Here is a 23497-nt window from a genome sequence, read left to right as displayed (position 1 = left end):
GATCGTGGAATTGAGGTAAAACGTGAGCGAACAAGATCGTGTTGCACCCGCCGATGCCGAGAAAGCTGGCAATGCGCCAATGCGTGAGCGCATCCTCGAGGCTGCACGTGGTGAACTGGCCAGCGTGGGGCCGGGCTCGCTGTCGATGCGTGCCGTGGCTCGTGAGGTCGGGGTGACTGTCGGCGCGCTCTATCGCTATTTCGACGGCCGCGATGACCTACTGACCGAGCTCATCATCGACGCCTACGACTCGATCGGCGAGGCAGTGGAACGAGGCATTGCCGCCGCCTATGAGCAGGAGGGATCGGGCGGGGCTACTGCATGGGTCAGTGGTGGCATGGCCGCGCGAGACTGGGCCATCGCGCATCCACACGAGTTCGCGCTGATTTACGGCACTCCGGTGATCGGTTATGACGCACCACTGCGCACGCTAAGCACGGCGACACGACTCATCGAAGCCTTTGTGACTCTGCTCGCGAGGGAGTCTGCCTTTTCCGGACAGGAGCCGGCCCCGGAGTCCGAACCCGACTTGACCCCAGCGCTTGCCGCGGATATTGACCGAGTTCGCCAATGGCTGATCGCCAAGTCGCTGAGCGAGTCGCCCGAGCGAGTCGCGAGTTCCGTCATTATCGCCGTGATTCGCTCCTGGACCGAGTTGATCGGGAGTATTTCCTTTGAACTCAACGGTCACTATCGTGACAGTATGGAATCCGGAGCCGCCTATCTCGAGCACGTGCTCCGCTGCCAGGCCCAAATTCTCGCGCTGAATTAGCAACGCATCCACAACGAATTTAAGCCTGGCGAAGTACGATGATGCGATGTATTGGGGTCTGGCCCCATCTGTAGATTTGTCAGGAGATCGGTTTGGCTTCAATCCTCGAAAAAATGCTGCGATTTGGCGAGGGTCGGCAGATTCGTCGTCTCGAGCGCATGGCGAAGGATGTGAACAAGCTCGAAGAGGGATTCGAAGAGCTTGACGATGACGACCTGCGCGAAATGACCGAGGACTTCCGCGAACGGTATCAGGAGGAATCTGAAGCGGGTAAGTCCGATAAGGACATCCTCGACGGACTGCTCCCGGAAGCCTTTGCCGCGGTCCGCGAAGCCGCACGACGCACGCTCGGGCAGCGGCACTATGACGTGCAGCTCATGGGTGGTGGCGCCCTGCACGACGGCAATATTGCTGAAATGAAGACCGGTGAAGGTAAGACGTTAGTCGCAACCCTCGCCGCATACCTCAACGCGATTCCGGGCAAGGGTGTTCACGTGATTACGGTGAACGACTTCCTCGCCTCCTATCAGTCCGATCTCATGGGCCGAGTGTTCCGTGCGCTCGGAATGAAGACCGGCTGCATCGTGTCTGGCCTGACACCCGCACAGCGCCGCGAACAGTATGCCGCCGACATCACCTACGGCACCAACAACGAGTTTGGCTTCGACTACCTGCGCGACAACATGGCCGCCTCCGTCGAATCCTGCGTGCAGCGTGGTCACTACTACTCGATTGTTGACGAGGTTGACTCGATCCTGATCGACGAAGCCCGTACCCCGCTCATCATCTCGGGCCCCGCATCCGGAGATGTAAACCGCTGGTACACCGAGTTCGCGAAAATCGCGAAACGGCTCAAGGATGAACGCGACTATGAGGTCGACGAAAAGAAGCGCACGATCGGTATCCTCGAGCCCGGTATTGATCGGGTTGAGGATGCGCTTGGTATCGACAACCTCTACGAGCAGGCAAATACTCCGCTCATTTCCTTCCTGAATAACGCGATCAAGGCGAAGGAACTCTTCGCTCGCGACAAGCAGTATGTTGTGCAGAACGGCGAAGTGAACATCGTTGATGAGCACACCGGTCGTATCCTTGCGGGTCGTCGATACAGCGAGGGTCTGCACCAGGCGATCGAAGCCAAAGAGGGCGTCACAATCAAGGCCGAGAACCAGACGCTGGCGACCGTGACGCTGCAGAACTACTTCCTCATGTACGACAAGCTCTCGGGCATGACCGGTACTGCAGAGACCGAGGCTGCGGAATTCCAGTCCACCTACGGACTCGGTGTGATCCCGATTCCCACGAATAAATCGCTCGCGCGTATCGATCAGTCTGACCTCGTCTACAAGAACGAGAAGGTGAAGTTCGACCAGGTCGTCGAAGACCTCGTGGAACGCTACGAGACCGGGCAGCCGGTGCTTGTCGGTACGACCTCGGTAGAGAAGAGCGAATATCTCTCGAAGCTGCTCGCCCGTCGCGGCGTCAAGCACGAGGTACTCAACGCAAAGAACCACGCTCGTGAGGCCGCGATCGTTGCGCAGGCCGGACGTAAGGGCGCCATCACCGTTGCTACGAATATGGCCGGCCGCGGTACCGACATCATGCTCGGTGGTAACGCCGAGTTCATCGCGGTTGCTGAGATGACTGAACTCGGGCTCGACCCCGAAGAAAACGCGGAGGAGTACGAGGCCAAGTGGTCCGAGGTGCTCGAGCGCGTCAAAGCGGAAGTCAAGGAAGAGGCCGAGGAAGTCGCTGAGCTCGGTGGACTGTACGTGCTCGGTACCGAACGCCACGAATCGCGTCGTATCGACAACCAGCTGCGCGGTCGTTCCGGCCGACAGGGTGACCCGGGCGAGAGCCGCTTCTTCCTGTCAATGACCGATGACCTCATGCGACTGTTCAACACGGGTGCAGCGCGGGCCATTATGGATAACGACAACACCCCGGATGATATGGCGCTCGAATCGCGCATCGTCTCGGGCGCGATCCGCAAAGCGCAGACGCAGGTCGAATCGCGGAACGCGGAGATCCGTAAGAACGTCAAGAAATACGATGACGTGCTCAATGAGCAGCGCGAGTCAATCTACGCCGACCGCCGCGCGATTCTCGAGGGCGATGATCTGGCTGACAAGGTAAGGAGCTTCTTTAAGGGGGCGCTTACCGACATCGTGAACGAGCACACCCTCGCCGGGACACCGGAGGAGTGGGATATTGAGGCGCTCGAGACTGACCTCAAGCAGCTCTTCCCGATGACCGTGACGATTGAGGAAATCATCGAGGAGTACGGCGAAAGCCGCATCACCTCGGAAGACGTCATCGAAGAAGTCCGTGCGGACGCGAAGATTGCGTACGAGAACCGTGAAGAGTTGCTCGGCGAATCCGCGATGCGTGAATTGGAGCGCAAGGTGGTCTTGCAGGTCATCGACCGTAAGTGGCGCGACCACCTCTACGAGATGGATAGCCTTAAGGACGGTATTGGCCTGCGCGCGATGGCACAGCGCAATCCGCTGGTTGAATACCAGCGCGAAGGCTTCGAGATGTACCAGCAGATGCTCGGTGGCGTTCGTGAAGAATCGATCGGATTCTTGATGAACCTCGACGTGCAGGTGCACGAAGTGGAAGCGGAAGACGGCTCGAAGAAGCGTCACGTGCACGTTCAGGCCAAGGGGCTCGAGCAGCAGCCGCAGCAGAAGCTCAACTACTCGGCCGCCGACCAACAGGGCAATGTTCGCGTCACTGACGGCTCTGGTCGCGAGAATGCGAGTGCCACGCGTGCCGCGATCCGCAAGGAAATGTCGCAGGGCACCGCTTCGGCACTCCGCGAAGCACGGGCCGAGGCCGACCCCGCACCGGCCGGCACGATCGCCGGCAGCAAACCCGGAGCTAAGACGCCACCGAAGGTTGCCGCGAAAAAGGCCAAGGCGAAGTCGGGGAACCCGGCGAAGCACGCCGCTGGCCAAACCCGATCTGCTGCGGACCTGGCCCGCGAGCAGGCCCGGGCATCCGCACAGAAGAAGGCCTCGGTGGGGGCCTTTGGCCAGAAAACGAATCAGAGCGCTGCGGGCGCCACAAAGCCCAAGCCAGCTAGCACTAAGCCTTCCTCGTCGAAACCTGCGGGATCGAAGCCCTCGGGCAACTCGAAGTCATAGGCTTCGTGATGGAGCAATCGACCGGGCGACTGGTCACCGGCCAAGATTTTGCTTGGCCGGGAGCGTTCAACGCGCGTGAATTCGCCGGGCTGCCGGTTACCGGCGGTGCCATCCGTCAAGGAGCACTATTTCGCTCAGGGAAGCCAGAGGCGTGGGATGCGGCGGGATTTACCGCCGCCGCGCAGGATGGTGTCCGGCGGATTATCGATCTTCGGGATCCGAGTGAGCCGGGTGGCGCACCGGAACACGCGGAGTCCGCGGGGATTGAATACCGCTTCGTCCCGGTGGAAGACCCCAGCGATCCCGCCTTCAAGAAACGATTTCAGCCGTACATGAATCACCCATCCGGATATCTCGACTTTCTCGAGATGTTCGGGGACCGCGTGGCGAAGGCAGTCGCGGAAGTCCTTGGGAACGGGCCCGGCACGCTTGTGTGTTGCTCCGCCGGACGCGACCGCACCGGGCTTGTGAGTACCGTGACGCTACTCACCCAGGGTGCCGATCGAGAAGCGCTACTGCAGCAGGATGAGCTTGCCGTGCGTGCCGTGAATGAACGCCATCGCGGCCGCTCGCATCCCTATGAATCCTGGCAGCCGGAGGAATCGCTTGCGGAACTCGTTGGCTCACGGCGGACGGCGCTGGAGGCGTTTCTCGCTGAATTTGATGAGCGAGCGTTCCTCGCCGACAAGGGCGTGACCGAACGGATGATTGACCGCGCGGCAGATTGGCTCGTCGCGTCCTAGTGTGAATGGCGCCTACAGCACGTTGAGGCGCTCGGCCCGCCAGCGGCCTCGGAAGACCTCGAGCCGAATGGCAACTGCTCGCACACGTGTGCCGAGATCAATCAAGACCGTCGCCTCAACCACACCGGGGCGCGGTGACTGCCAGTGGCATGATCGAGTTTCGATCATTGGGCGACGCATGCTCCGGCCACGAACACGACGCGCGCGTGCGGCATGCTGGGCACGAGCGAGGATGCCCGAGTACACATCCGGTGCGATCCAGCGCGCCATCTGTTCTACTTCCCGTACCCCAGCCATTGCTTCAAATACGCTGCGCCCGAGGTTCCGCAGGAGCTGCTCGGGATTCGGCAGCGAGGAGGCGACTTGTCCTCCGGTCAGGACGCCTTCACCGAGACACTCTTTTCGCGGCTCTTCGTGTGTTTTTGCCACCACACGGAGCGTGGGTTTCGCGGGAGCGGGAATATCGGCTGCCGAAGGGGTCTGCACAGTTTCGATTGCGGTGGATATGGAACGGGTAGAGTGAGATTGACTGGACATTGACTAATGACTGCCTTTCGGGCCGCACCAACGTTGGTCGGTATACCAATTCGTGATTATTGAACCGCGAAACGCGGGGTCCAATGGAAACTTTTCTTGAACTGTGGACAACATCATCTGAATTTGGCGTGTTGTGGATAACTTGGCGAAGAATGATGTCTCGTGCCTCACAATGTGGACGTGCGCTGGAACGAACTCTTCGATGACCTCGCGAGCCAGTTCGACGCGGGCCTCGAAGAGGAGCGTCGACGCGCCGCCATCGATGAGGAACGACTGCGCGTCACGCGGCTCACGCTTCGCGATCGACTCGCGGCGCTCGACCGAGCGATCGCACCTCACGAAAAGATCGGCCTGCAGCTGCACACCGGCGAACGCGTCGAGATTCGCCCGGCAGAATTTGGTGCGGATTGGTTTGGCGCCGACCTAGTGGGTGCAGAACGCAATTTTGGTGCGTGCATCGTGCCGCTTGCCGGCATCGGGGCGGTCACGCTCAGTCGTGAGCAGATCACGCGCTCGCTCGAACCGCTACCGGAACGTCCGGGGTCCGTTACCGGCAGGCTTGGCATCAGCATCCCGCTTCGCGACCTCGCGCGTAGGCGCAGTCGCTGCGAACTCACTACGGTGCTGGGAACCGTGTACGGCACGATCGATCGGGTGGGGCGGGACCACATCGACCTGGCGGTGCACGATGTCGATACCCCTCGGCGTGAACGTCACGTAGCAACGTATCGGTTGATTCCGCTTGCGGATGTGACACTCATTCGCGTGTGGACCGACTAGCTGCGAACGGCTCAGTCTCGAGTGGCTCAGTCTTCCCCAGGGAAGGAAAGCTCGGGGATATCGTCGAATTGCGATTCGGCAAAGAGCGCTTCTCGGCGCTGGCGCTCGTATTGGTCCTGGATGTAGTCCTCAAGCACGCGCTGCTCGATTCGCCACTGGCCTACCCGGCCGATTCGAATTGCCGCAAGCTCGTTTGATTCGACCAGGGAACGCGCCACGTCGAGTTCGACATTGAGAATGTCGGCGACGTCGGCGAGCGTAAGGAAGCGCTCAAAGTGGTGAGCGGAGTTCGCTGGCATGTGAATATTATTCATCTTCCCAACTCGGACTGCGCTGCCTGTGGATAACTCCCGGCGAGTCATTCGATATCCGGCAACATGATTCCCGAACCCGTTCGATATCCCGTCCAGATCCGGAGCTTCCATGACATCACCTCAGCGCAGATTTCGTATCGATCCACGCCTGCTGATCGGAAGCTTCCTCGTGTTGGCTTCGGTGCTCGGCGTGATCTGGGTGGTGTCCTCGGCGAAGCAAACCGTTTCGATTTATGCCGCAGCAGCACCGATCGCTCAGGGCGATGGCCTTGCAGTGGAGCAACTTGCCGTCGTCGAGGTTCCGGTGTCGGCGACCAACAGCCTCTACCTCACAACGGATGCGGTGCCGGAAGGCGCGGTGATCACCACACGACCAATTGGTGCGGGGGAGCTGATTCCGATGAGTGCGCTCGGCGTTGCCGACGATACCTCGGCCTCCGTGGTCGTAACGATTGGCGGTGCCTTGCCGGAAGATGTCTCCACCGGTACTGCCGTTGAGCTGTGGTCGGCGGCGCCGGGGGAGCGCCCCGGGACCTATGGCACACCGGTGGTGCTCGTACAGCAAGCGCATGTGGTTCGCGTCCTTGAATCGGAGCAGCTCGTGCATAGCGGTCAGGTCGAGGTGGAACTTCGTATCCCCGACAGCGAGCTTGCCGAAGTGCTCACCGCCACGACCAACGGTGCACAGCTGCAGATCATTCCCGTCTATCAGTCGGTCGGGGAATAGCGATGGCACGCATACTGCTTGCCCTGGATTTCGATATCGAAGCAAGGCTTCTCGAAGGCATACTCGTTTCCGGCCACGACGTCGTGGATCGCGTTGCCGGTGCCGATGCCTTGATTGAATCCGTCACGCGATTGCGCCCCGATACGGTAATCGCACAGGGAGGCCCGGAAACTCTCAATGCTCGGAGCCTCCACGCCTGCGACTCCGCGGGATCGCGCATCCTTGTACTCATGGGCGATGAGGTTGAACGCAGAAATACGCTCGCGTTGGGCGTAGTTGACCGACTGGATGCGGGGGTCGAGTGGCCCGAGCTCGAAGCGCTGGTAGGAGTCTCAGCATCAGCGCACACAACGGCACCCGATGGGACTGGGGCAGAGTTCGAAGGAACCTCGGGAACAACCGCTGTTACGGGGCCAATGGACATTGCTGTCGCGGGGGATCACGGGCCAGTGAATCCCACCCCGCCACTGTCTCGCCGGGACCGCCGCAATCAAGAGAAAAACCAGAAGCGCAATAAGCGCCAGTCGGCGAACCTGCCCAACAGAGACCAAAGCGTCGACAATGATGTACCGCGACAACCGAGACCACAGCGATGCCGATTCGGATCGCAAAATCCCGACCCCCGCGACACTGTGCCCGCCGCAGGCCAGCATCCTGCACCAGCAATAGCCAGTCCGGATGCGATGCCACACCAGCAGGGAAAGGTCATCACGGTCTGGGGCCCGTACGGTTCACCAGGACGAACCAGTATCGCCCTGTCACTCGCGGCGGCATACGCAAACCGGGGTAGGTCGGTCGTGCTGATTGATGCCGATCCCTACGGTGGTGCAGTGGCCCAGCTGCTCGGAATATCGGATGAAGCACCGGGGCTTGCCGCTGCTTGTCGTCTCGCGGGCGCGGACGCATTGAACTCGACGGAGTTCGAGCGTGTGTCTTCGCAGGTGAAGACGCTTTCCGCAACGATTCGGGTGCTCAGCGGCATCGTGAATCCGGAACGTTGGCCGGAACTGAGCCGCGCACGCGTGCGCGGTGTGATCGACCAAGCCCGTCAAGAAGCCGAGATTGTGATTGTCGATGTGGGATTCAGCCTCGAGCGTGATGAAGAGATTCTCAGTGATGTTGCCGCACCTCGCCGCAACGCTTCGACCCACACCGCACTCGAGTTCAGCGATGTCGTATTGGCGCTCGCAGATGCCACACCGCTGGGCATCCAGCGATTCCTCCGTGCCCAGTCACAACTGATGGAAAGTGTCGGTCCGCGCTGTCACGTGGCAACGGTCGTGAATCGGATGCGCGGGAGCGTCTCCGGCGTGGACGCGGCTGCGCAGATTCGTCAGGTCCTGCGGCGATTTGGCGGCATCGAAGAGGTTGCGATGCTGCCGAACGATCCCAAGGCAGCTGACCGGGCGATTGCCGGGGCAATTTCGATTCTGGATGCGGCGCCGCGCTCGCAATTTAGTCGCCAACTGGGAGCACTTGCAGAGCGACTCGTGATCGAAAGTGCAAAATTGCCAGTTGGAGTCTCGTAGGCTTGGTGCGTGTCCAGCATTACCAATCTCATCCAGCGCTATAGCACCCTTGGTGCCTCTGATCGCGATTGGCTCGCGTGGCTCATCAGCGATTGGCAGCTGCTCGCCGACCTGGCAACCGCCGACCTCGTGCTCTGGGTTCGCAATGATGCGAACACTTTCGTCGCGGTCGGTCAGGTGCGTCCTTCTGGTGCGCCCACACTGTTTTACCGAGACCTCATCGGCCAAGAAATTCGGGAGCAGTGGGCAGAAGAAGTCGAGCGCGCCTATCAATCAGGCACCACGCTTCGATCCTCAGCCCCCGACTGGTTTGACGAGATCCCCGCTCAGCTCACGATCACGCCGGTGTATTCGATGCGATTGGAAGATGGCAAGAGCGTCCGCTCGGAATCACCCATCGCGGTGGTGACACGACACACCAACCTGTCGGGCCCCCGTCACCTCACCCGACAAGAACTCACCTTCCGAGAAATCTCCGAAGACCTCTTCGCAATGATCGAGGCCGCAGAATTTCCCGACCCCGATGCTCCGGACTTCCCCCGCCAAGGTGCCCCCCGCGCATCCGATGGCGTCATTCGCCTGAACCCGGACGGGGTAGTGACCTTTGCGAGCGCGAATGCGCTCTCGGCGATGAATAAGCTCGGCTTCGGCGGAGAGCTTGAAGGTGAAATATTTGCCGATGTCGCCTCGACCCTTGTTGACGACAAACGACATGTCTCCGTGGACGAGGCATTGCCGTTAGTGGTGACCGGTCGCGCACCCTGGATGACCGACGTGGATGCACGCGGGGTCAATGTGACGATGCGGGCGATCCCGCTGCACCGACAGGGCACGCGACTCGGCGCGATACTACTGTGTCGTGACACCACCGAGGTGCGGCACCAACAACAAGAGCTGATTACCAAGGACGCCACGATCCGCGAGATTCACCACCGGGTGAAGAACAACTTGCAGACCGTGGCGGCGCTCCTGCGCATCCAGGCGCGCCGCGCACGCTCTGAGGAAGCTCGAGAGGCACTGCTACAAGCAATGCGCCGGGTCTCCTCAATTGCCGTGGTACACGACACCCTTTCTGGCGGATTCTCGCAGTCCGTTGAATTCGATGAGGTATTTCTTCGAGTCATGCGACTTGCAACCGAAGTGGCTGGTGGTGAGGGGATGGCGCGCATTCGGCCAGAACTCAGCGGCACCTTTGGGTCGGTTCCGAGCGAATACGCCACTCCGCTGGCGCTTGCACTCACAGAGCTCGTGACCAATGCCGTGGAGCACGGTTTTGGCGATGATGACACCGACGGCTATGTGATTGTCGAGGTCAAGCGGGAAGAAGACTTCCTCGAAATCGAAGTTCGCGACAACGGCCGTGGGATGGTCGGCGGGCACGAGGGGAAGGGACTTGGCACCCAGATCGTGCGAACCCTGGTTGAAGGGGAACTCGCGGGGACGATTGGCTGGCACTCGGTTCCGGACGAGGGAACGAAAGTTGGGATCCGCATCCCGAAGCGCTGGGGCGTGACCTCAAACACCGAACCTGTCGACACGATCTAGGCCGAAACTGGTCGAGATCGAAACCGAGCCAGGCCCACGCGCACAACCGCGCACGAATCTGCGGAGGTGCTTGGAACACAAACTGAAGTGGGATGAGCCAGGCTCATCCCACTTCATTTGGCTCGAAAGTCGCTAGTGCTCGCTAGGAAGCGCGGCGCGCGCGTGCGGCGCGGCGGCGAAGTGCGCGGCGCTCATCTTCGGAGAGGCCACCCCACACTCCAGAATCCTGATTGGTGTCGAGTGCGTACTGGAGGCACTGCTCCGTTACTCGGCAGCGGCCACACACTGCTTTCGCCGAGTCAATCTGCTCGAGTGCTGGCCCGGTATTTCCTACAGGAAAGAAAAGCTCGGGGTCGTACTCGAGGCATGCTGCACTGTCACGCCAATCCATGGGATGGTGCTCCTTGTCTACGCGAAGATCGCGCACGAGAAAATAGCTCCGAATTGGGAGCTGCGAGACAACTTGCCGTCGCTGAAATCTGAGGAATACGGAACTCAGCGGTTGTTGTCATGATCTGGAGTATTATCTTGCCACGCCGTTGCACGCGGTTCAAGGAAAATGTTTTCGGAGGCGCCATGAGCGAACACGCAAAAGTGGCCCCACAGTGGCCCATTTTGGTGCTAACGGCACTGATTGGGCTCGAATCGATCATGATGATCGGTGTTGCCGGGTTTCTTATTTACGAACTGATCACCCAGCCCGCACTCTCGGTGGCAACCTCGATCGCGCTCGTCATCTTGGCTGCAATCGGCGCCGCATTTCTGGCGGCAGTCACACTTGGAATACTTCGCGGCCAGACCTGGGCGCGCAGTGCAGGAATCGTCTGGCAAGTGCTGCAGACAGCGGTGGCGGTGGTGATCCTGCAGGGCGATATCGCCCAGGTCCTCGGCTGGGCGCTCGCGTTGGTGTCACTTGTGGTCTTGGTGCTGCTCTTCCACCCCACCGCCACCGAACACCTGCGGCGCCGCTGATCGAACCGCGGCTCAGGCCGCGAGCTTCTTCAAGACGCGGTCCACGTGACCTGTTGCCTTGACGTTGTAGAGCGCCTCGATGATCTTGCCATCACCATCGATGAGGAACGTCGACCGGATCGCCCCGACATAGGTGCGACCGTAGTTCTGCTTTTCACCGTAAGCTGCGTACGCTTCTTGCACCTTGTGGTCCGGATCGCTGAGCAAGGTGAACGGCAGCTGCTCTTCATCCTTGAATCGCTTGAGCTTCTCAATCGGGTCAGAAGACACCGCGAGGACGGTGTAGCCCGCGGCCGTGAGGCGAGCCTCGCTGTCGCGGAAGTCACACGCTTCCTTCGTACATCCTGGCGTAAATGCCTGCGGATAGGTGTACAACACGACTTGCTGACCCGCGTAGTCGGCGAGTGAAACTTTCTCGCCATCCTGGTTCTCTAGCGTGAACGACGGTGCGGTGTCGCCGGGCTGCAGTCGAGCAGTTTCAGCTGGGTTCTTCGTCAAATCGGCTCCTAAGATCGGTAACCGTTCCATTGTGCACTGCGGGTCGTGAGTGCTTCGCGAGAAATGATTTGCGCGCCGTGAGGGAATGGTGCTAAGCTCGCTCAGTCGCGACTGCGGCAGGCGCCTCTAGCTCAATGGTAGAGCAATTGACTCTTAATCAATGGGTTCCGGGTTCGAGCCCCGGGGGGCGCACGTGAAGCTCCGGGCCACAGCAGAATTCTGCTGTGGCCCGGAGCATTTTCGTTGGTGCTAGCTTTTCAGTATGGCTTTCGACGAGGATGCTTCGGCTCGGGCAGCGAGTCGTCGTTCGGTGGTGACATTGCAGGATGTCGCGGATCTCGCCGGGGTATCGCGGTCGGCGGCATCCTTTGCGCTCACGAATCGAGGGCGCGTCGCCGAAGCCACTCGCGAACGGGTGCGACAAGCCGCCGCGGAACTCGGCTATCGACCGAATCGCGCCGCACGTAATTTGCGTACGCAGCGCTCCGGCATCATCGGACTGTGTTTGCCGCCCAATGCGAGCAAACGCGGCTACTACATGGATGTGACCTTCGGGGCTGTGGATGCTGCCCGCGAATCGGGAACACTCGTGGCCGTTATGGCGGGGGAACACGCGGCAAATTCAATGGCCGAGGTCGACGGTCTGGTGGTTTTTGACCCCCAACAGGACGATCCGATGCTGCGGGATGCTGGGGAAGCGAAGATTCCGGTGGTGACGGGGGAGCGGCCGCCCGCGCCTGCGGATGCGGTGCGCGGTATCGTGCACGGCGATCACGCGAATACCTTTCAACAGTTGCTCGACCATCTCACCGTGCAGGGCGCGCAGAACCCGGCGTTGATCGCCCCGGTCGGTTCCACCGACTGGGCGAGTTCGGCCCGAGCCGCCTACGTGAACTGGTGCCAATCTCGTGGGATCAAGCCACGTATCCGCGACACCAGCTTTCCCGGCAGCGCGGCGGAGGTGCGCGGGGTTGCCGACGAATTGGTCCGCGACCGCGCAATTGACGCAATCATCTCCATGACGGACGGCACTGTGCTCGAGGTGCTTGCGGCTGCTTCTGCGGTGGGGCGGACTCCCGGTCGTGATCTCCTCTTAGCAAGCGCTGCCGATTCGCCGCTGCTGAGTTTTACTGAACCCGAGATCACATCCCTGGACCTGCATCCTCGAGAATTCGGTGCTGCCTGCCTCAGACTCATGCTTCGGGTCCTCGACGAAGTTCCCGACAACCCCCTCGTCGAGGTGAGTCCGGTGGATTTGGTGATTCGCGCATCCACCGCGACGCCACTTGAGGAGCGCGTCACCGAGTAGAGTTCTATGAGCGCCAAAGTCCTGATTACACGGCCGTCTGTTGTGTGGCGGTCACGGGAATCGGACAGAATGGGTGCAGGCCAAGTCTTAGGAAGGCGGAACTGGTGACCACATCGAGCGGGCTCGCAACGAAAGCCGCACAGAGTACCGATGTTTCTCGCGAACGAACCGGGCTGCGTTGGGAAAACCGCGCGGGTACGGCAAGCAGCTTTCCCTCCAGGATCGTCAAAGTGTCAACGGTCAACGAGATCGTGGCTGCGGTTCGGCAAGCGGCGCTCAATGGTGAGCAACTGCACGCCACCGGATCCGGCATTGCGACCACTGGCATAGCAGCAGCGTGCGGCGTGCAAATCGACACGAGTCAGCTGCGCGGCATGGTCCGGGTTGATGACAAGGCAGGGGTGGCCACCTTCCTCGCCGGCACCACGGTGGACGAAGCCGTTGCCGAACTCGAAAAATATGGTGCCACCATGGTTGGTGCTCCCGGCGACGGTGAAGCGACGCTGGGCGGTGCCGTGTCCACCGGCGCCCACGGTTACGCTCCGCGCGAAGCGAGTTTCTCGGCGCTGATTTACGGTGTCACCCTCGTTACCACAGAGGGACAGGTCCTCACGATCTCTGAGCGTCTCAACACGCAGTACCTGCCAGCGGTACGCCTCAGCTTGGGCGCGCTGGGCGTAATTGCGGAGGTCACCGTGCGATTCCGGCGCAATAAGGCGCTGCGGGTGAGTCGCAAGCGTCGCGACATTGAGCGACTTATCGCTGATATTCCCGAGGCTCGTGCAAAGACTGATTTTTATCGCGTGGACTGGCGGCCGCACACCGACCAGGCATTCTTGACGGTCGGCTGGCTCGAAGAAGACCAGCCTGCCATCGCCGCCAAGACACCGCCCGCCGAACTTGAAGCGAAGCCGCGGAAGCGATCGCGAGTTCGCGCCCGACTCGCGAAGTTTTTGCCCTTCCTCGCGCCCACGATTGATCGGGTGGCGAACCTCTTTGATCGCGGAGACAGCGAAGGTGTGCGATCGAAGCGCCAGATTAGTGGGGATGCGGACTATGGGCTGCAAGTTGAGTACCAGTTTCCAACCAAGAATGCTCGCGCAGTAGTTGCTGCGATTGAACAGCTCGTGGCCCAGGACAAAAAGAAGTTTGCCGCCGCAAATGTGCGGATTTCACTCGTGGCCGGGGACAGCGTCTGGCTATCACCCGCATATGCTCAAGATGTCGTGGCCGTCTGCATGCAGCTTCCCGGGAACTTCACCTCGGACAATGAAAAGGCACTGCGTGAGGCTGAGAACCTCTTCATCGACCTTGGTGGGCTGCCCAACTGGGGCGGCTGGCACACGCTCAATGGTCCGGAGGCGGCGTACGTAATGCCTCGCTATGGTGACTTTGGCCACATCCGGACTGACTTGGACCCACACGGACGCACCGACAACCCTGCCCTACGCAGGCTCTTGGCCCACTAGTCAGTCCAAGGGGTGACCAGGTACCCTGCTGCATGGCAGTTGCATCCTTAACTAATTTTTGCAGCTGCGTGACGACGAACCAATCTGAAACGGAAACCTCAGCACTATGGCGACTAAAGATCGCGAACACATCCGCAAGCTTCGCGAAGAAGCAAACGCACTTCGGCAAAAGGAAGAAGCGCGCAAGCGTCGCAACCGGATGTTCACTCAGCTCGGCATTGTCATTGGCGCGATCGTCGTGATCGCCGGCATCGTGCTCCTCGTGGTGTTTGGGCCGCGCTGGTTCGGCAACGAAAACATTCCCGAGTCCTCTGGGACCGTTGCGGTGAGTAACTCGGCCGGTGAACAGGTTGAGGTACCGATCGTCGCCTCAGAAAGCGGCATAGTCGTGGGCAACGAGGATGCGTCGAATACGATCGACTTCTACTTCGAATACTCCTGCCCGCACTGTGTCGATTACCACGCAGCCATTGGCGGTGACATTCAGCAGATCATCGGTGACGGTGACACCAAGGTCAACTTCCACATGATCCGCTACGTGAGCGAGTACGGCCTGCTCGCAGGCGCAACCACTGCTGCGGTCGTGCAGTACCAGCCAGAGCTGTTCTTCACCGTCATGGACGGCCTGTTCGCAGTTCCCGCTGAACAGCAATCGACGATGACCTACGGCGACTACGCGGCGATGCTGCCCGCGATGGGCGTGACCTCGGAAGAAGCCATTGAGGCGGCCGAGAACGGTGACTACGCCGCGTGGCTGAACAACTCGACGAACGATGCACGCGGTGCAGGCATCAACGGCGCGCCTTCCGTGCTCGTCAACGGTGAACTTCAGGAAACGCTTCCCGCGAGCGGAGACGAACTCCGCGCACTGGTTGGGGCATCGAGCGCCGCGCCCGTGGAGACTCCTGCGGAGACGGCCGTAGAGACTCCCGCAGAGACGACAGCGCAGACCCCAGTCGAAACACCGGCGGGATAACCGATGGCCGCAGCCGACAGCACTGACATCGAGACGGTCGACACAGTCGAACCCTCGGATGCAGCGGCGGCAGGAAACGAGGCACCACTTCCCTGGCTTTTTCGGGACCGTGGCCTTGCCTGGGCACTGATTGTCTTTGGCGGCGTTGGGTTGCTTGCAAGCTTCAGTCTCACGCTCGAGTACCTGCACTCACTCACGGAACCCGATGCGCAACTCGTGTGCGACATCAACCTGTTCGTGACCTGCCAACCGGCAATGAGTTCGAGCGCGGGCGCCGTCCTCGGCTTCCCGAACATCATCCTCGGTCTCATTTGCTTCACGATCACGGTGGTCACAGGCGTCGTCTTGCTCACCGGATCGAAGCTTCCGAACTGGTACTGGATCTGTCTGCAGATCGGACTGATCGGTGCCGCAGTACTGATCACTTATTTACAGTGGTTCAGCGGTTTTCAGCTCCGCGCACTGTGCCTGTGGTGCATGATCATCTGGGCATTCACAATTCCGCTGGTGTCGATTACGACCATCGGTAATCTTGCGCAGGGCCGCCTCGGTAAGGCCGCGATCCCGGCCGGCCGGGCCCTGACGCAGTGGGCTTGGGTGGTCATCGTGATCTGGTACCTCGCAGTGATCGGCTTGGTGCTCGCGGGTATGTGGGATGCGATCCGCTTGTCCATGATCTAGCTGCCACCGATTCTTGCCGGCAGGCTCGGAGTGAACTCCTATGCAAAAGGCTCGGGCGAGGTGATTTTCATCACCTCGCCCGAGCCTTTTAGGGTCTTCGGATGCGGGAGCGCGGCTTGCGAGCTCCCGCGAGTCGCTAGCTTGCCCGGCGGTACTCGGCCGCGGCTTGGTCCTCGCTGCCGCTGGACTCCTCGTGGACTTCTTCTTCGCGGTCCCGGAACGCCGGGCCGATTGCCTTCGGCGGCGTGGGCCGTTCAAGTTCGGCCACGTCGGCGATCGTGTTCTGGACTCGGCGAACCAAGTCCGAGGTCATGATCTCGGCAAACATTGCGTCATCGCCCGGGTGACGTTCGGTACGCCACTCGAGGCGATACCGTCCGCAGGGGCCAAACAGGTCGTCAAAAAGTTTGAGCAGCTGTTCCTGTGCCTCGGGGGTCAGTGCTGCCTCAGGCTCAAGCAGTCGTGGTGCCACCGGCTCCCATTTCGCCAGGCCAAGCCCCGCGAAATTTGGGTGCGCGCTCAGGGGCATCGCCGGTCGCGGCGAAGGTGCCGACAGAAGACCGTCAAACTCCGCCTCGAGCGGGGACTCTGGCTCAGCTTCGGCCTGGATTTCAAGTTCGGCGGAAGGCGCATCGTTCGCGGTGACCGCCGAGGCTGCTTGTGCGTGCGCTGCGGTGGTCTGCGCAACGGGAGTTTCGGCGGGAGCATCAGGCTGAGTGACCGTCGATTCGACCACGGGCTCGGGACGTGTGTTTTGGGCGAACTCACGTTGTGCGAATTCCTGCCGAGCGTTCTTCGGCTGCGCGATCTCCTGCACACTGCGCGCTGACGAAGCCTCGGAGAGTGCAGGGCGAGCCTGCGGCGCCGGCGCCTGGTTCACCGGAGCCGCTGCCGGCTCGGGCGGTGCGAACGTCGGTGGCTCAGGCATGGGCTCGGGCGTGTACACCTCGACCAGTTGCTCCTCGAGCGGTACCGATTGCTGTGGCTGTACGCGTCGCTGTGGCTGCGCGTGCCGAATGGGTGCCGGTTCCGGACCGCGGGTGCGCGAAGGCTCGGCTGGTGCGGCCGGAGTGGGAAGTTGATTTTGCTCGGGAGCGAGGCCGGTATCTTCCGGCGCGTCCGAGGGGGACGACGGTGCGAATTCCTCATCCGTCGTCCGCTGTGTAAGTTTGCGGAACCAGCCAAACATCCGAAGACCCCTTTCGTGGCTTCCGTGAAGCCTAGGTCCGGGATCTGGAGTTTTGCTGCCGCCACACGGATATTCGGCCGAGTACTCAGAAAGTTTTCGGCTACGCGACTGGTGTGACGCGGAGGTGTTTAGGCTTCGAGCGCCTCTTCTTCGCGGACTGCTTCCGCGTTCTCACGCACTGCGAGTACGGCAAGCGCAACGGTGGCGCCCCAAAGCACGAACTGCATTACCGTCGTCCAAGGCGAGCGGGCTTCCTGCGCGCGCTTCATCGTTGGCACGATGCTGAACACTGCTGAGATAAGTGCGCCGTTGAGGAGGTACTTTCGCATCTGGGCTCCTTAGCTAAGTGCAAATCTTCCGACGATGATCGCCAATAGGAACAGCGTAGCTGCTGTCAACTGCAGGTCGGCCACACACACTCGCGAAGCCGCGACACACTCAGACATTCGCGATAGTTTTATGGGCATCGCACTGTGGACTGGGTATTGTTCTGCGCAAAATCACTCGCCACGGGCTTGTTCTTAGGTGAGGAAAACACTTGGCGCTGCTTCTGTACCGGATCGGCAAATTTTCATTTCGCAACCGCTGGCCGGTACTGATCTCTTGGATGGCGCTGCTTGCCGCCACCCTCGGACTGGGGCTCGGCTTCGGCGGCGAGATGAAAGAAGACTTCGAGATTCCCGGGACCGAGTCGCAGGATGCCCTTGACCGGCTGAGCGAGGTGTTCCCGGAAGTGGCGGGGACGAGCGCGCAAGTTGTCATTGAAGCGGAAGACGGCAGTATTGCCGATCATCGCGAAGCGATCTCTACAGTCACAGAAGAGCTCAACGAACTCGAGCACATGGCGCAGGCGCTGGACCCGAATTCGGAATACGCGACCGGAAGCTTGAGCGAAGACGGTCAGGCAGCAATCATTCAGCTGCAGTTCGACACCGAAATCATTAGCGACCTGCAAGAGGACAAAGCCGCGGTCGTTGAGATTGCGGAGACTCTCGAACCACTCGGGCTCACCGTTGAGTTTGGTGGGACGCTGTACCAGAACATTGAATATGGCGTGACGATCACGGAGGCCATTGGGGTGCTCTTCGCCGCCATCGTCCTGATCGTGACCTTTGGATCGGTACTGGCGGCTGGATTGCCACTGGCTTCCGCACTTGTCGCGGTTGGTACCACGATGGGCGCACTGCTCTTTGTGACCCGATTCATCACTGTCTCGAGCGCGAGCCCGCTCCTGGCCGTCATGATCGGAATAGCAGTCGGCATCGACTATGCCCTCTTCATCTTGTCGCGGCACCGAAACCAGCTCGCCAAAGGTGAAGCCGTAGAAGAATCCGCCGCAACCTCCGTGGGCACTTCCGGCTCGGCTGTGGCGTTCGCGGCAGCAACCGTGATGGTTGCGTTACTCGGACTGGTGATTGTCGGCATCCCCTTCCTCTCGGTAATGGGCATCGCGGCGGCCGCGGGTGTGTTCCTGGCGCTGCTCGCATCCCTGACCCTGTTACCCGCGCTCTTCGGCTTTGCCGGCGAAAAACTGCGGCCAAAACAGGGCACGCGGGCGTGGCGTAGAGAGACTGGACAGAATGCCAAACCGACCATGGGTCGGCGGTGGGTCCGTACGGTACTGCGTGCCCCCATCCTTTTCGCCATCCTCGTCGTTGGCTTGCTCGGCGCCCTTTCGCTTCCCGCGTTGCACATGGAGACGTCGCTGCCCTCGGGCAAGAGTGAAGCAGAGGGTGCGACAGCCCGAGACTCCTACGACATCATCACTGAGCACTTCGGCGAGGGGACGAACGGCCCGCTCCTGGTCATGCTCGACATCACACAGGTATCGAATGAGACCCTGCTTGAAGACCTCGAGGCAATCAGCGACCTGGTTGCCGACACCGAGGGAGTCTCGGACGCTGGTGGCGCCATCCCGAACATGACCGTCGACTCCGCGATCATTCAGGTCGTTCCAACCACGGGGCCGGCGGACCCCGCAACTCTCGACACCGTAGAGGCAATCCGAGCGCTCGCACCCGAAATCGAGGCGGAGTACGGTGCGGTGAGCTCCGTCACCGGTGCCACGGCGGTGCAAATCGATATCACCGATCGGCTGAACAACGCACTGCTGCCTTTTGCGGGTGTGGTCGTCGGGCTGAGTTTCATCCTGCTGATGATGGTCTTCCGTTCGGTGCTCGTGCCACTCAAAGCGGCACTCAGCTTCTTGCTCTCCGCATTTGCCGCCTTCGGCGTCGTCGTACTCGTTTTCCAAGACGGTATTCTCGGCGACTTCATGGGCATCGTGCCGGGCCCAATCATCGCGTTCCTGCCGATCATTCTCTTGGCGATCGTGTTCGGACTCGCGATGGACTACGAGGTCTTCCTTGTCTCCGGGATGCGCGAGGCACACGTTCGCGGGGCCAAGGCACGGGATGCGATTGAAGAGGGATTCTCGAACGCGGCTCGCGTCGTGACTGCCGCGGCGCTGATCATGTTCTTCGTGTTCGTTGCGTTCGTGCCCGAGGGCGCCGGCGTAATTAAGGTGATCGCGCTCGGACTTGCCGCTGGAATCGCCTTTGACGCTTTCCTGGTGCGCATGACACTCGTACCGGCGCTCATGTCGATGTTTGGGGAACGAGCCTGGCGGCTGCCAACCTGGCTTGATCGCATCCTGCCCGATCTCGATATTGAAGGTGAGGCACTGCGTGAGTATCGCGACCGGGCGCGCTGGGCCGAGGACCATCAGGCAGCAATTGCGCTCGAGGACCTTCGAGTCGACGATGAACACGCGCCGAGCACGCCGGTCACCTGCGAGATTGCAGCAGGCGGACTGCTGCTGCTTTACGGTGACGTGGCGTCCCGCCGACTTCTCGAGGCCACGATTGCGGGACGCATCGACCCTGTCGACGGGCGGGCACAGATCCTCGGTCGAACGGTTCCGGGAGACAGCGCCAGCCTCATTTCTCGGGTTGGAATCAGCAACTTGGATGGCATGAGTGACCGGACGCGCTCGCTGAATCTCGGCCAATTAATCGGCAGGCACGGCACCTATGGACGAAGCACCCTGCGGTCAGAAATCCCCGAGTCGGAGATTCGCCTCGTCATTGACGAACTCAATGCTGCACTCCGCGCGATTGGTCACCCGGGCGGCCTGAGTGCCGCAAGCAAATTGGATGCACTGGACCCGATCGCGCGCGCGGTCGCGATCGCGGGAATGACGATTGTGGAAATGCCAGAAGTGCTCGTGTTGGATTTTGGTGCGATGGCGCACACAGACTCGGCGGCTCCATTAGTCGTATCGGTCGTACGCGCAGTGACGCGGCTGATCAAGACCGATACCACGCTCGTGATTGGTGTCGAAGAGTCCGTGGATCTGCAGCAACCCGAATCTGACCTCAGCGATCTCGGTAGATCACTGCATGAACTTCGTATCGCCCCGGATGCTGCCAATCATTTGTCTGGCTTGGTTATTGGAAAGGACGCGAGAGCATGAGCGCAAGCACCCGAACCCGAAATGCCGCGACTGGCTTCGCCGGGGCGCGAGCACGGAATCTGCTCCTCGCGGTGCTCTTACCGCTCACGCTCGTCGGGATGTATTTTGCGGCACTCGGTGGCGCCGAAGCGCGCACCGGGACGCTTCCGGCCCTCATCGTCAACAACGATCAGGGCGCAACCCAAGCGAATATGGACGGTTCCGAGACACAAATCGTCGCGGGTCGACTGCTTGTGAGTTGGCTCACCAGCACGGAGAACGTTGACCAATTTGATTGGCAACTCGCGAGCGAAGAAACGGCGCAATCAGAACTTAACGCCGGTAACGCCTTCGTCTCGGTCACGATCCCGGAAGACTTCTCCGAAAGCATCGCATCCCTCTCGGGCGGGGAGCCGCACAGCGCCCGCATCGACATCACGACCGACCAATCGAAAGACTGGCTCACTGGCGCGGTAAGTCAGGACGTGTTCGAGGGGCTCACCGCGCAATTCGGCCAGACCATCACGAATTCAATTGCCTTGGGGCTCGCCGACGGGTTGAACGAATCGGCTGAAGGCCTCCAAGAAGCAGCAGACGGGGCATTTCAACTCCGGGATGGTGTGGGCGAGCTCGACAGTGGTTTCGCTCAGTTCATGGACGGCAGTGAACAACTCGCCGACGGTACTGCTTCGGCTCACGACGGTGCGGTGCAGTTCTCGGGCGGTGTCGACAGCTTGCGGGGTGGCGTCGAGGAGTACACCGACGGCGTCGGAACCTATATCGACGGGGTGAACCAGTATGTGGGCGGCGTATCCGAATATTCGACCGGTGTCACCACCTACGTTGACGGGGTCGGGACGTTTGCCGATGGAGTCGATGAGCTCGCGGACGGTCTGGATCAATTAGATAGCAACTCTGGGGATCTGCGCACTGCAGCGGATGAACTCGACGAAATGGCCGGGCAACTCCGGGACTATGGGCCAGAAATTGAGCAAGCTGCAGGACAGCTCGAACAGCTCGCACCGCTGATTAGTGGACTCGAGGGATTCGACCCGAGTGCATTGCTCGGGTATTGCGAACAGCTTGAAGCCGTTGATCCCTCCACGGCGCAAGATTGCCGGGATTCACTTGCGGCCCTCGGCGATGCAATCGACACCTCGGGAATTGACCTCGGCACAATCGAAACAGAATTGGATGCCGCTATCGACGGGCTCGGTGCGCTCACGGGTGCTGGAGACGGCCTCAGCCAACTTGCGGACGGAATCACTGCGTATACGGACGGCGTTTCGCAAGTCAACGATGGTGCGCAACAGCTATCCGCTGGCGGCGGTGAACTCGTCAGTGGCGGCGACCAACTCATCGATGGGTCTGAAGAACTCACCACCGGTGGCGAACAGGTCATTGAGGGTGGAACGCTTCTCATCGACGGTGGGCCGCAACTCGTGGACGGCGCGAGCCAACTCGGAGACGCCTCCAGCGAATTGGCCGATGGGTTGGGCGAGCTGAGCGATGGCCAACAGGAACTCCTCGAAGGTGGCGGCGAACTCGGTGACGGAATCGGCGAACTCGAAGACGGCGCCGGCACCATGGCGCAGGGACTTCAGGACGGCGCAGATCAAGCGGCAACCGCAGTGGGAGATCCCCAGACCTTTGCTGACGTGGTGTCTGAACCGATCGTCTCCGAAACCACGGCACAAAACGACCCCACGTTCGGTGGCGTGCTCGGAGCCATTGGGCTAGCCGTGGGAATCTGGCTCGCAGCGATGATTACCGCGGCTCGTCGGCGGGTTGTTGCCGACGACGTGCTCGAGTCGAGCGCCAAAACATCGGCGATTTTGCTCACTGCGGCACGAAAGCTGACGATTCCGGTAGGGATTGTCGCCGCAGCCCTGTCATTAGCGGCGCATATTTTTTTGGGTGCCCCGTGGCTCGGCTTCTTGGGAACGTTCCTCATCGCCGTTGTTGCGACCCTTGCCATCGCCGCTGTGCATCTGCTGCTCGCCTCGCTCCTCAGTCGAAGAACTGCGACGGTGTTTTCCGCAGCACTCTTACTGGTGCAGTTGCTGCTTCTGCGCGGCTTCACCCCGCTCGAATTCAGTGCGGAGTGGGTGGCCGCGGTGTCAGGCTTCATGCCGCTTAGCCAAATTGTGTCGGCACTCCAACCCATCTATGCCGGAGGCGCAGCGGTCACCGTGTTCTCGGGTGTGGCAGGGCTCGTACTTATTGCGGTGATCGCCGTGGCGATCACCGCAATCGTCCTTGCCAGGAAAAGACGAGTTGATGCGAATACGTTGAATGCGCAGGGAACAAAGCCCGATCAAGTCAGGGTTTGAGTCATGCACGTGCCCGACTTGGAAGGCTGATTTGGCATTTCACGAAAGTGTGTCCTATGCTTATCCAGCTGCCGGAAACGACAGCAACATAACTTCACAACAGGGCCTCACCGCCCGAGTCAGATATCGAGCAAGCTCCGATGTTCCAAGAACGAAGAGCACTCAACTCGCAGATCCTGATGATTCACATCACAGAAAAGCGGATTTGACACGGCCAGAGAAACAGTTGTAAGTTATACAAGTTGCCCGAAACGGCAACACGACATCAGGGCCTAACAGCCTCTCGGTCAAAGCGAGTCAACTCCGATGCCCAGCAGGGTGACGAGAACTCAAATCGCCAAATCTGATGATTCACATCACAGAAAAGCGGATTTGACACAGTAGAAAATCTGATGTAAGCTAGAGAAGTTGCCTCCGAGCAAAAGACCAGAAGATATCGAGAGATATTGGGTGGCTGCGAAGAGTGTATCCGATTCTTGAGAACTCAACAGTGTGCACTTTTATTGTCTAATGCCATTTT

At 60.5% G+C, this 23497-nt stretch carries 20 protein-coding genes and 1 tRNA gene; 15 read left to right on the top strand and 6 right to left on the bottom strand.

Features of this window, described 5'->3' with window-relative positions; all coding sequences use genetic code 11:
* The first annotated feature begins 22 nt into the window (after positions 1-22).
* From ACTHXA_RS13625 to ACTHXA_RS13615, 3 genes are all read left to right on the top strand, one after another.
* Positions 23-772, top strand: coding sequence for a TetR/AcrR family transcriptional regulator (locus ACTHXA_RS13625; RefSeq protein ID WP_441673291.1), 750 nt, complete (start codon positions 23-25; stop codon positions 770-772).
* A gap of 92 nt (positions 773-864) precedes the next feature.
* Positions 865-3921, top strand: coding sequence for a preprotein translocase subunit SecA (secA, locus tag ACTHXA_RS13620; protein ID WP_441673289.1), 3057 nt, complete (start codon positions 865-867; stop codon positions 3919-3921).
* Positions 3922-3929: 8 nt separating this feature from the next.
* Complete coding sequence (locus ACTHXA_RS13615) at positions 3930-4664, top strand: tyrosine-protein phosphatase (RefSeq protein ID WP_441673287.1); 735 nt, start codon at positions 3930-3932, stop codon at positions 4662-4664.
* 12 nt (positions 4665-4676) lie between these two features.
* Here ACTHXA_RS13615 and ACTHXA_RS13610 read toward each other — a convergent pair whose 3' ends face one another.
* A complete protein-coding gene (locus tag ACTHXA_RS13610; protein WP_441673285.1) occupies positions 4677-5201 on the bottom strand; it encodes an Rv3235 family protein in 525 nt (174 codons plus the stop codon).
* Between the two features lie 180 nt (positions 5202-5381).
* Here ACTHXA_RS13610 and ACTHXA_RS13605 point away from each other — a divergent pair, with 180 nt between their 5' ends.
* Complete coding sequence (locus ACTHXA_RS13605) at positions 5382-5981, top strand: hypothetical protein (RefSeq protein WP_441673283.1); 600 nt, start codon at positions 5382-5384, stop codon at positions 5979-5981.
* A 26-nt stretch (positions 5982-6007) separates the two neighbouring features.
* Here the strand turns inward: ACTHXA_RS13605 and ACTHXA_RS13600 are convergent, their stop codons facing one another.
* Positions 6008-6280 (bottom strand): helix-turn-helix domain-containing protein, encoded by a 273-nt coding sequence (locus tag ACTHXA_RS13600; protein ID WP_441673281.1) that lies wholly within the window; start codon positions 6278-6280, stop codon positions 6008-6010.
* Between the two features lie 124 nt (positions 6281-6404).
* Here ACTHXA_RS13600 and ACTHXA_RS13595 point away from each other — a divergent pair, with 124 nt between their 5' ends.
* Genes ACTHXA_RS13595 through ACTHXA_RS13585 form a run of 3 tightly spaced genes read left to right on the top strand, consistent with a single transcriptional unit; the run spans position 6405 to position 10096 of the window.
* Positions 6405-7022 carry a hypothetical protein gene (locus ACTHXA_RS13595; RefSeq protein WP_441673279.1) on the top strand — a complete coding sequence of 206 codons (618 nt, stop codon included), beginning with the start codon at positions 6405-6407 and terminating at the stop codon, positions 7020-7022.
* A 2-nt stretch (positions 7023-7024) separates the two neighbouring features.
* Positions 7025-8551, top strand: coding sequence for a nucleotide-binding protein (locus ACTHXA_RS13590; protein ID WP_441673277.1), 1527 nt, complete (start codon positions 7025-7027; stop codon positions 8549-8551).
* Positions 8552-8560: 9 nt separating this feature from the next.
* Positions 8561-10096 (top strand): sensor histidine kinase, encoded by a 1536-nt coding sequence (locus ACTHXA_RS13585; RefSeq protein ID WP_441673275.1) that lies wholly within the window; start codon positions 8561-8563, stop codon positions 10094-10096.
* A gap of 142 nt (positions 10097-10238) precedes the next feature.
* Here the strand turns inward: ACTHXA_RS13585 and ACTHXA_RS13580 are convergent, their stop codons facing one another.
* On the bottom strand, positions 10239-10487 hold the full coding sequence (locus ACTHXA_RS13580; RefSeq protein WP_441673273.1) for a WhiB family transcriptional regulator: 249 nt from the start codon (positions 10485-10487) through the stop codon (positions 10239-10241).
* A 185-nt stretch (positions 10488-10672) separates the two neighbouring features.
* Here ACTHXA_RS13580 and ACTHXA_RS13575 point away from each other — a divergent pair, with 185 nt between their 5' ends.
* Entirely contained in the window at positions 10673-11068 is a 396-nt protein-coding gene (locus tag ACTHXA_RS13575; protein ID WP_441673271.1) for a hypothetical protein, read from the top strand.
* Between the two features lie 12 nt (positions 11069-11080).
* On the opposite strand, the gene bcp is transcribed toward ACTHXA_RS13575, so the two are convergent.
* Entirely contained in the window at positions 11081-11566 is a 486-nt protein-coding gene (gene bcp / locus ACTHXA_RS13570) for a thioredoxin-dependent thiol peroxidase (protein ID WP_441673270.1), read from the bottom strand.
* 120 nt (positions 11567-11686) lie between these two features.
* On the opposite strand from bcp, the gene ACTHXA_RS13565 reads away from it, so the two are divergent.
* From ACTHXA_RS13565 to ACTHXA_RS13545, 5 genes are all read left to right on the top strand, one after another.
* Positions 11687-11758: transfer RNA gene (locus ACTHXA_RS13565), tRNA-Lys, on the top strand.
* Between the two features lie 70 nt (positions 11759-11828).
* Positions 11829-12875 (top strand): LacI family DNA-binding transcriptional regulator, encoded by a 1047-nt coding sequence (locus ACTHXA_RS13560; protein WP_441673268.1) that lies wholly within the window; start codon positions 11829-11831, stop codon positions 12873-12875.
* A gap of 104 nt (positions 12876-12979) precedes the next feature.
* Positions 12980-14344, top strand: a complete 1365-nt coding sequence (locus ACTHXA_RS13555; protein ID WP_441673266.1) for an FAD-binding protein — start codon at positions 12980-12982, stop codon at positions 14342-14344.
* Positions 14345-14450: 106 nt separating this feature from the next.
* Positions 14451-15320: a thioredoxin domain-containing protein gene (locus ACTHXA_RS13550; RefSeq protein ID WP_441673264.1), complete on the top strand. Its 870-nt coding sequence runs from the start codon at positions 14451-14453 to the stop codon at positions 15318-15320.
* Between the two features lie 3 nt (positions 15321-15323).
* Positions 15324-16001 (top strand): vitamin K epoxide reductase family protein, encoded by a 678-nt coding sequence (locus ACTHXA_RS13545; RefSeq protein ID WP_441673262.1) that lies wholly within the window; start codon positions 15324-15326, stop codon positions 15999-16001.
* 136 nt (positions 16002-16137) lie between these two features.
* On the opposite strand, the gene ACTHXA_RS13540 is transcribed toward ACTHXA_RS13545, so the two are convergent.
* Together ACTHXA_RS13540 and ACTHXA_RS13535 are read right to left on the bottom strand one after the other, a co-directional pair.
* Positions 16138-17190: a hypothetical protein gene (locus ACTHXA_RS13540; RefSeq protein WP_441673260.1), complete on the bottom strand. Its 1053-nt coding sequence runs from the start codon at positions 17188-17190 to the stop codon at positions 16138-16140.
* Positions 17191-17318: 128 nt separating this feature from the next.
* The gene (locus ACTHXA_RS13535; protein ID WP_441673258.1) at positions 17319-17519 is read right to left on the bottom strand and encodes a hypothetical protein; all 201 of its coding nucleotides are present in this window, start codon (positions 17517-17519) and stop codon (positions 17319-17321) included.
* A 209-nt stretch (positions 17520-17728) separates the two neighbouring features.
* Between ACTHXA_RS13535 and ACTHXA_RS13530 the strand changes: the two genes are divergently transcribed.
* Positions 17729-20665 carry an MMPL family transporter gene (locus tag ACTHXA_RS13530; protein ID WP_441673256.1) on the top strand — a complete coding sequence of 979 codons (2937 nt, stop codon included), beginning with the start codon at positions 17729-17731 and terminating at the stop codon, positions 20663-20665.
* Complete coding sequence (locus tag ACTHXA_RS13525) at positions 20662-22977, top strand: YhgE/Pip domain-containing protein (RefSeq protein ID WP_441673254.1); 2316 nt, start codon at positions 20662-20664, stop codon at positions 22975-22977. The genes ACTHXA_RS13530 and ACTHXA_RS13525 overlap by 4 nt, the downstream gene beginning before the upstream one ends.
* Positions 22978-23497: the final 520 nt, after the last annotated feature.

Origin of the sequence: Gulosibacter sp. (assembly GCF_052090685.1) — a bacterium.
In the GTDB taxonomy this organism is placed as follows: domain Bacteria; phylum Actinomycetota; class Actinomycetes; order Actinomycetales; family Microbacteriaceae; genus Gulosibacter.
This window is presented reverse-complemented; position numbering and strand designations above follow the sequence as displayed.

Excerpts from the sequence above, each read along its gene's own strand:
- ACTHXA_RS13615 (WP_441673287.1), top strand. The coding sequence starts at position 3,930 with ATGGAGCAATCGACCGGGCGACTGGTCACCGGCCAAGATTTTGCTTGG.
- ACTHXA_RS13575 (WP_441673271.1), top strand. The coding sequence starts at position 10,673 with ATGAGCGAACACGCAAAAGTGGCCCCACAGTGGCCCATTTTGGTGCTA.
- ACTHXA_RS13590 (WP_441673277.1), top strand. The coding sequence starts at position 7,025 with ATGGCACGCATACTGCTTGCCCTGGATTTCGATATCGAAGCAAGGCTT.
- ACTHXA_RS13540 (WP_441673260.1), bottom strand. The coding sequence starts at position 17,190 with ATGTTTGGCTGGTTCCGCAAACTTACACAGCGGACGACGGATGAGGAA.
- ACTHXA_RS13545 (WP_441673262.1), top strand. The coding sequence starts at position 15,324 with ATGGCCGCAGCCGACAGCACTGACATCGAGACGGTCGACACAGTCGAA.
- ACTHXA_RS13610 (WP_441673285.1), bottom strand. The coding sequence starts at position 5,201 with ATGTCCAGTCAATCTCACTCTACCCGTTCCATATCCACCGCAATCGAA.
- ACTHXA_RS13535 (WP_441673258.1), bottom strand. The coding sequence starts at position 17,519 with ATGCGAAAGTACCTCCTCAACGGCGCACTTATCTCAGCAGTGTTCAGC.
- ACTHXA_RS13560 (WP_441673268.1), top strand. The coding sequence starts at position 11,829 with ATGGCTTTCGACGAGGATGCTTCGGCTCGGGCAGCGAGTCGTCGTTCG.
- ACTHXA_RS13525 (WP_441673254.1), top strand. The coding sequence starts at position 20,662 with ATGAGCGCAAGCACCCGAACCCGAAATGCCGCGACTGGCTTCGCCGGG.
- ACTHXA_RS13600 (WP_441673281.1), bottom strand. The coding sequence starts at position 6,280 with ATGCCAGCGAACTCCGCTCACCACTTTGAGCGCTTCCTTACGCTCGCC.
- ACTHXA_RS13595 (WP_441673279.1), top strand. The coding sequence starts at position 6,405 with ATGACATCACCTCAGCGCAGATTTCGTATCGATCCACGCCTGCTGATC.
- ACTHXA_RS13550 (WP_441673264.1), top strand. The coding sequence starts at position 14,451 with ATGGCGACTAAAGATCGCGAACACATCCGCAAGCTTCGCGAAGAAGCA.
- ACTHXA_RS13580 (WP_441673273.1), bottom strand. The coding sequence starts at position 10,487 with ATGGATTGGCGTGACAGTGCAGCATGCCTCGAGTACGACCCCGAGCTT.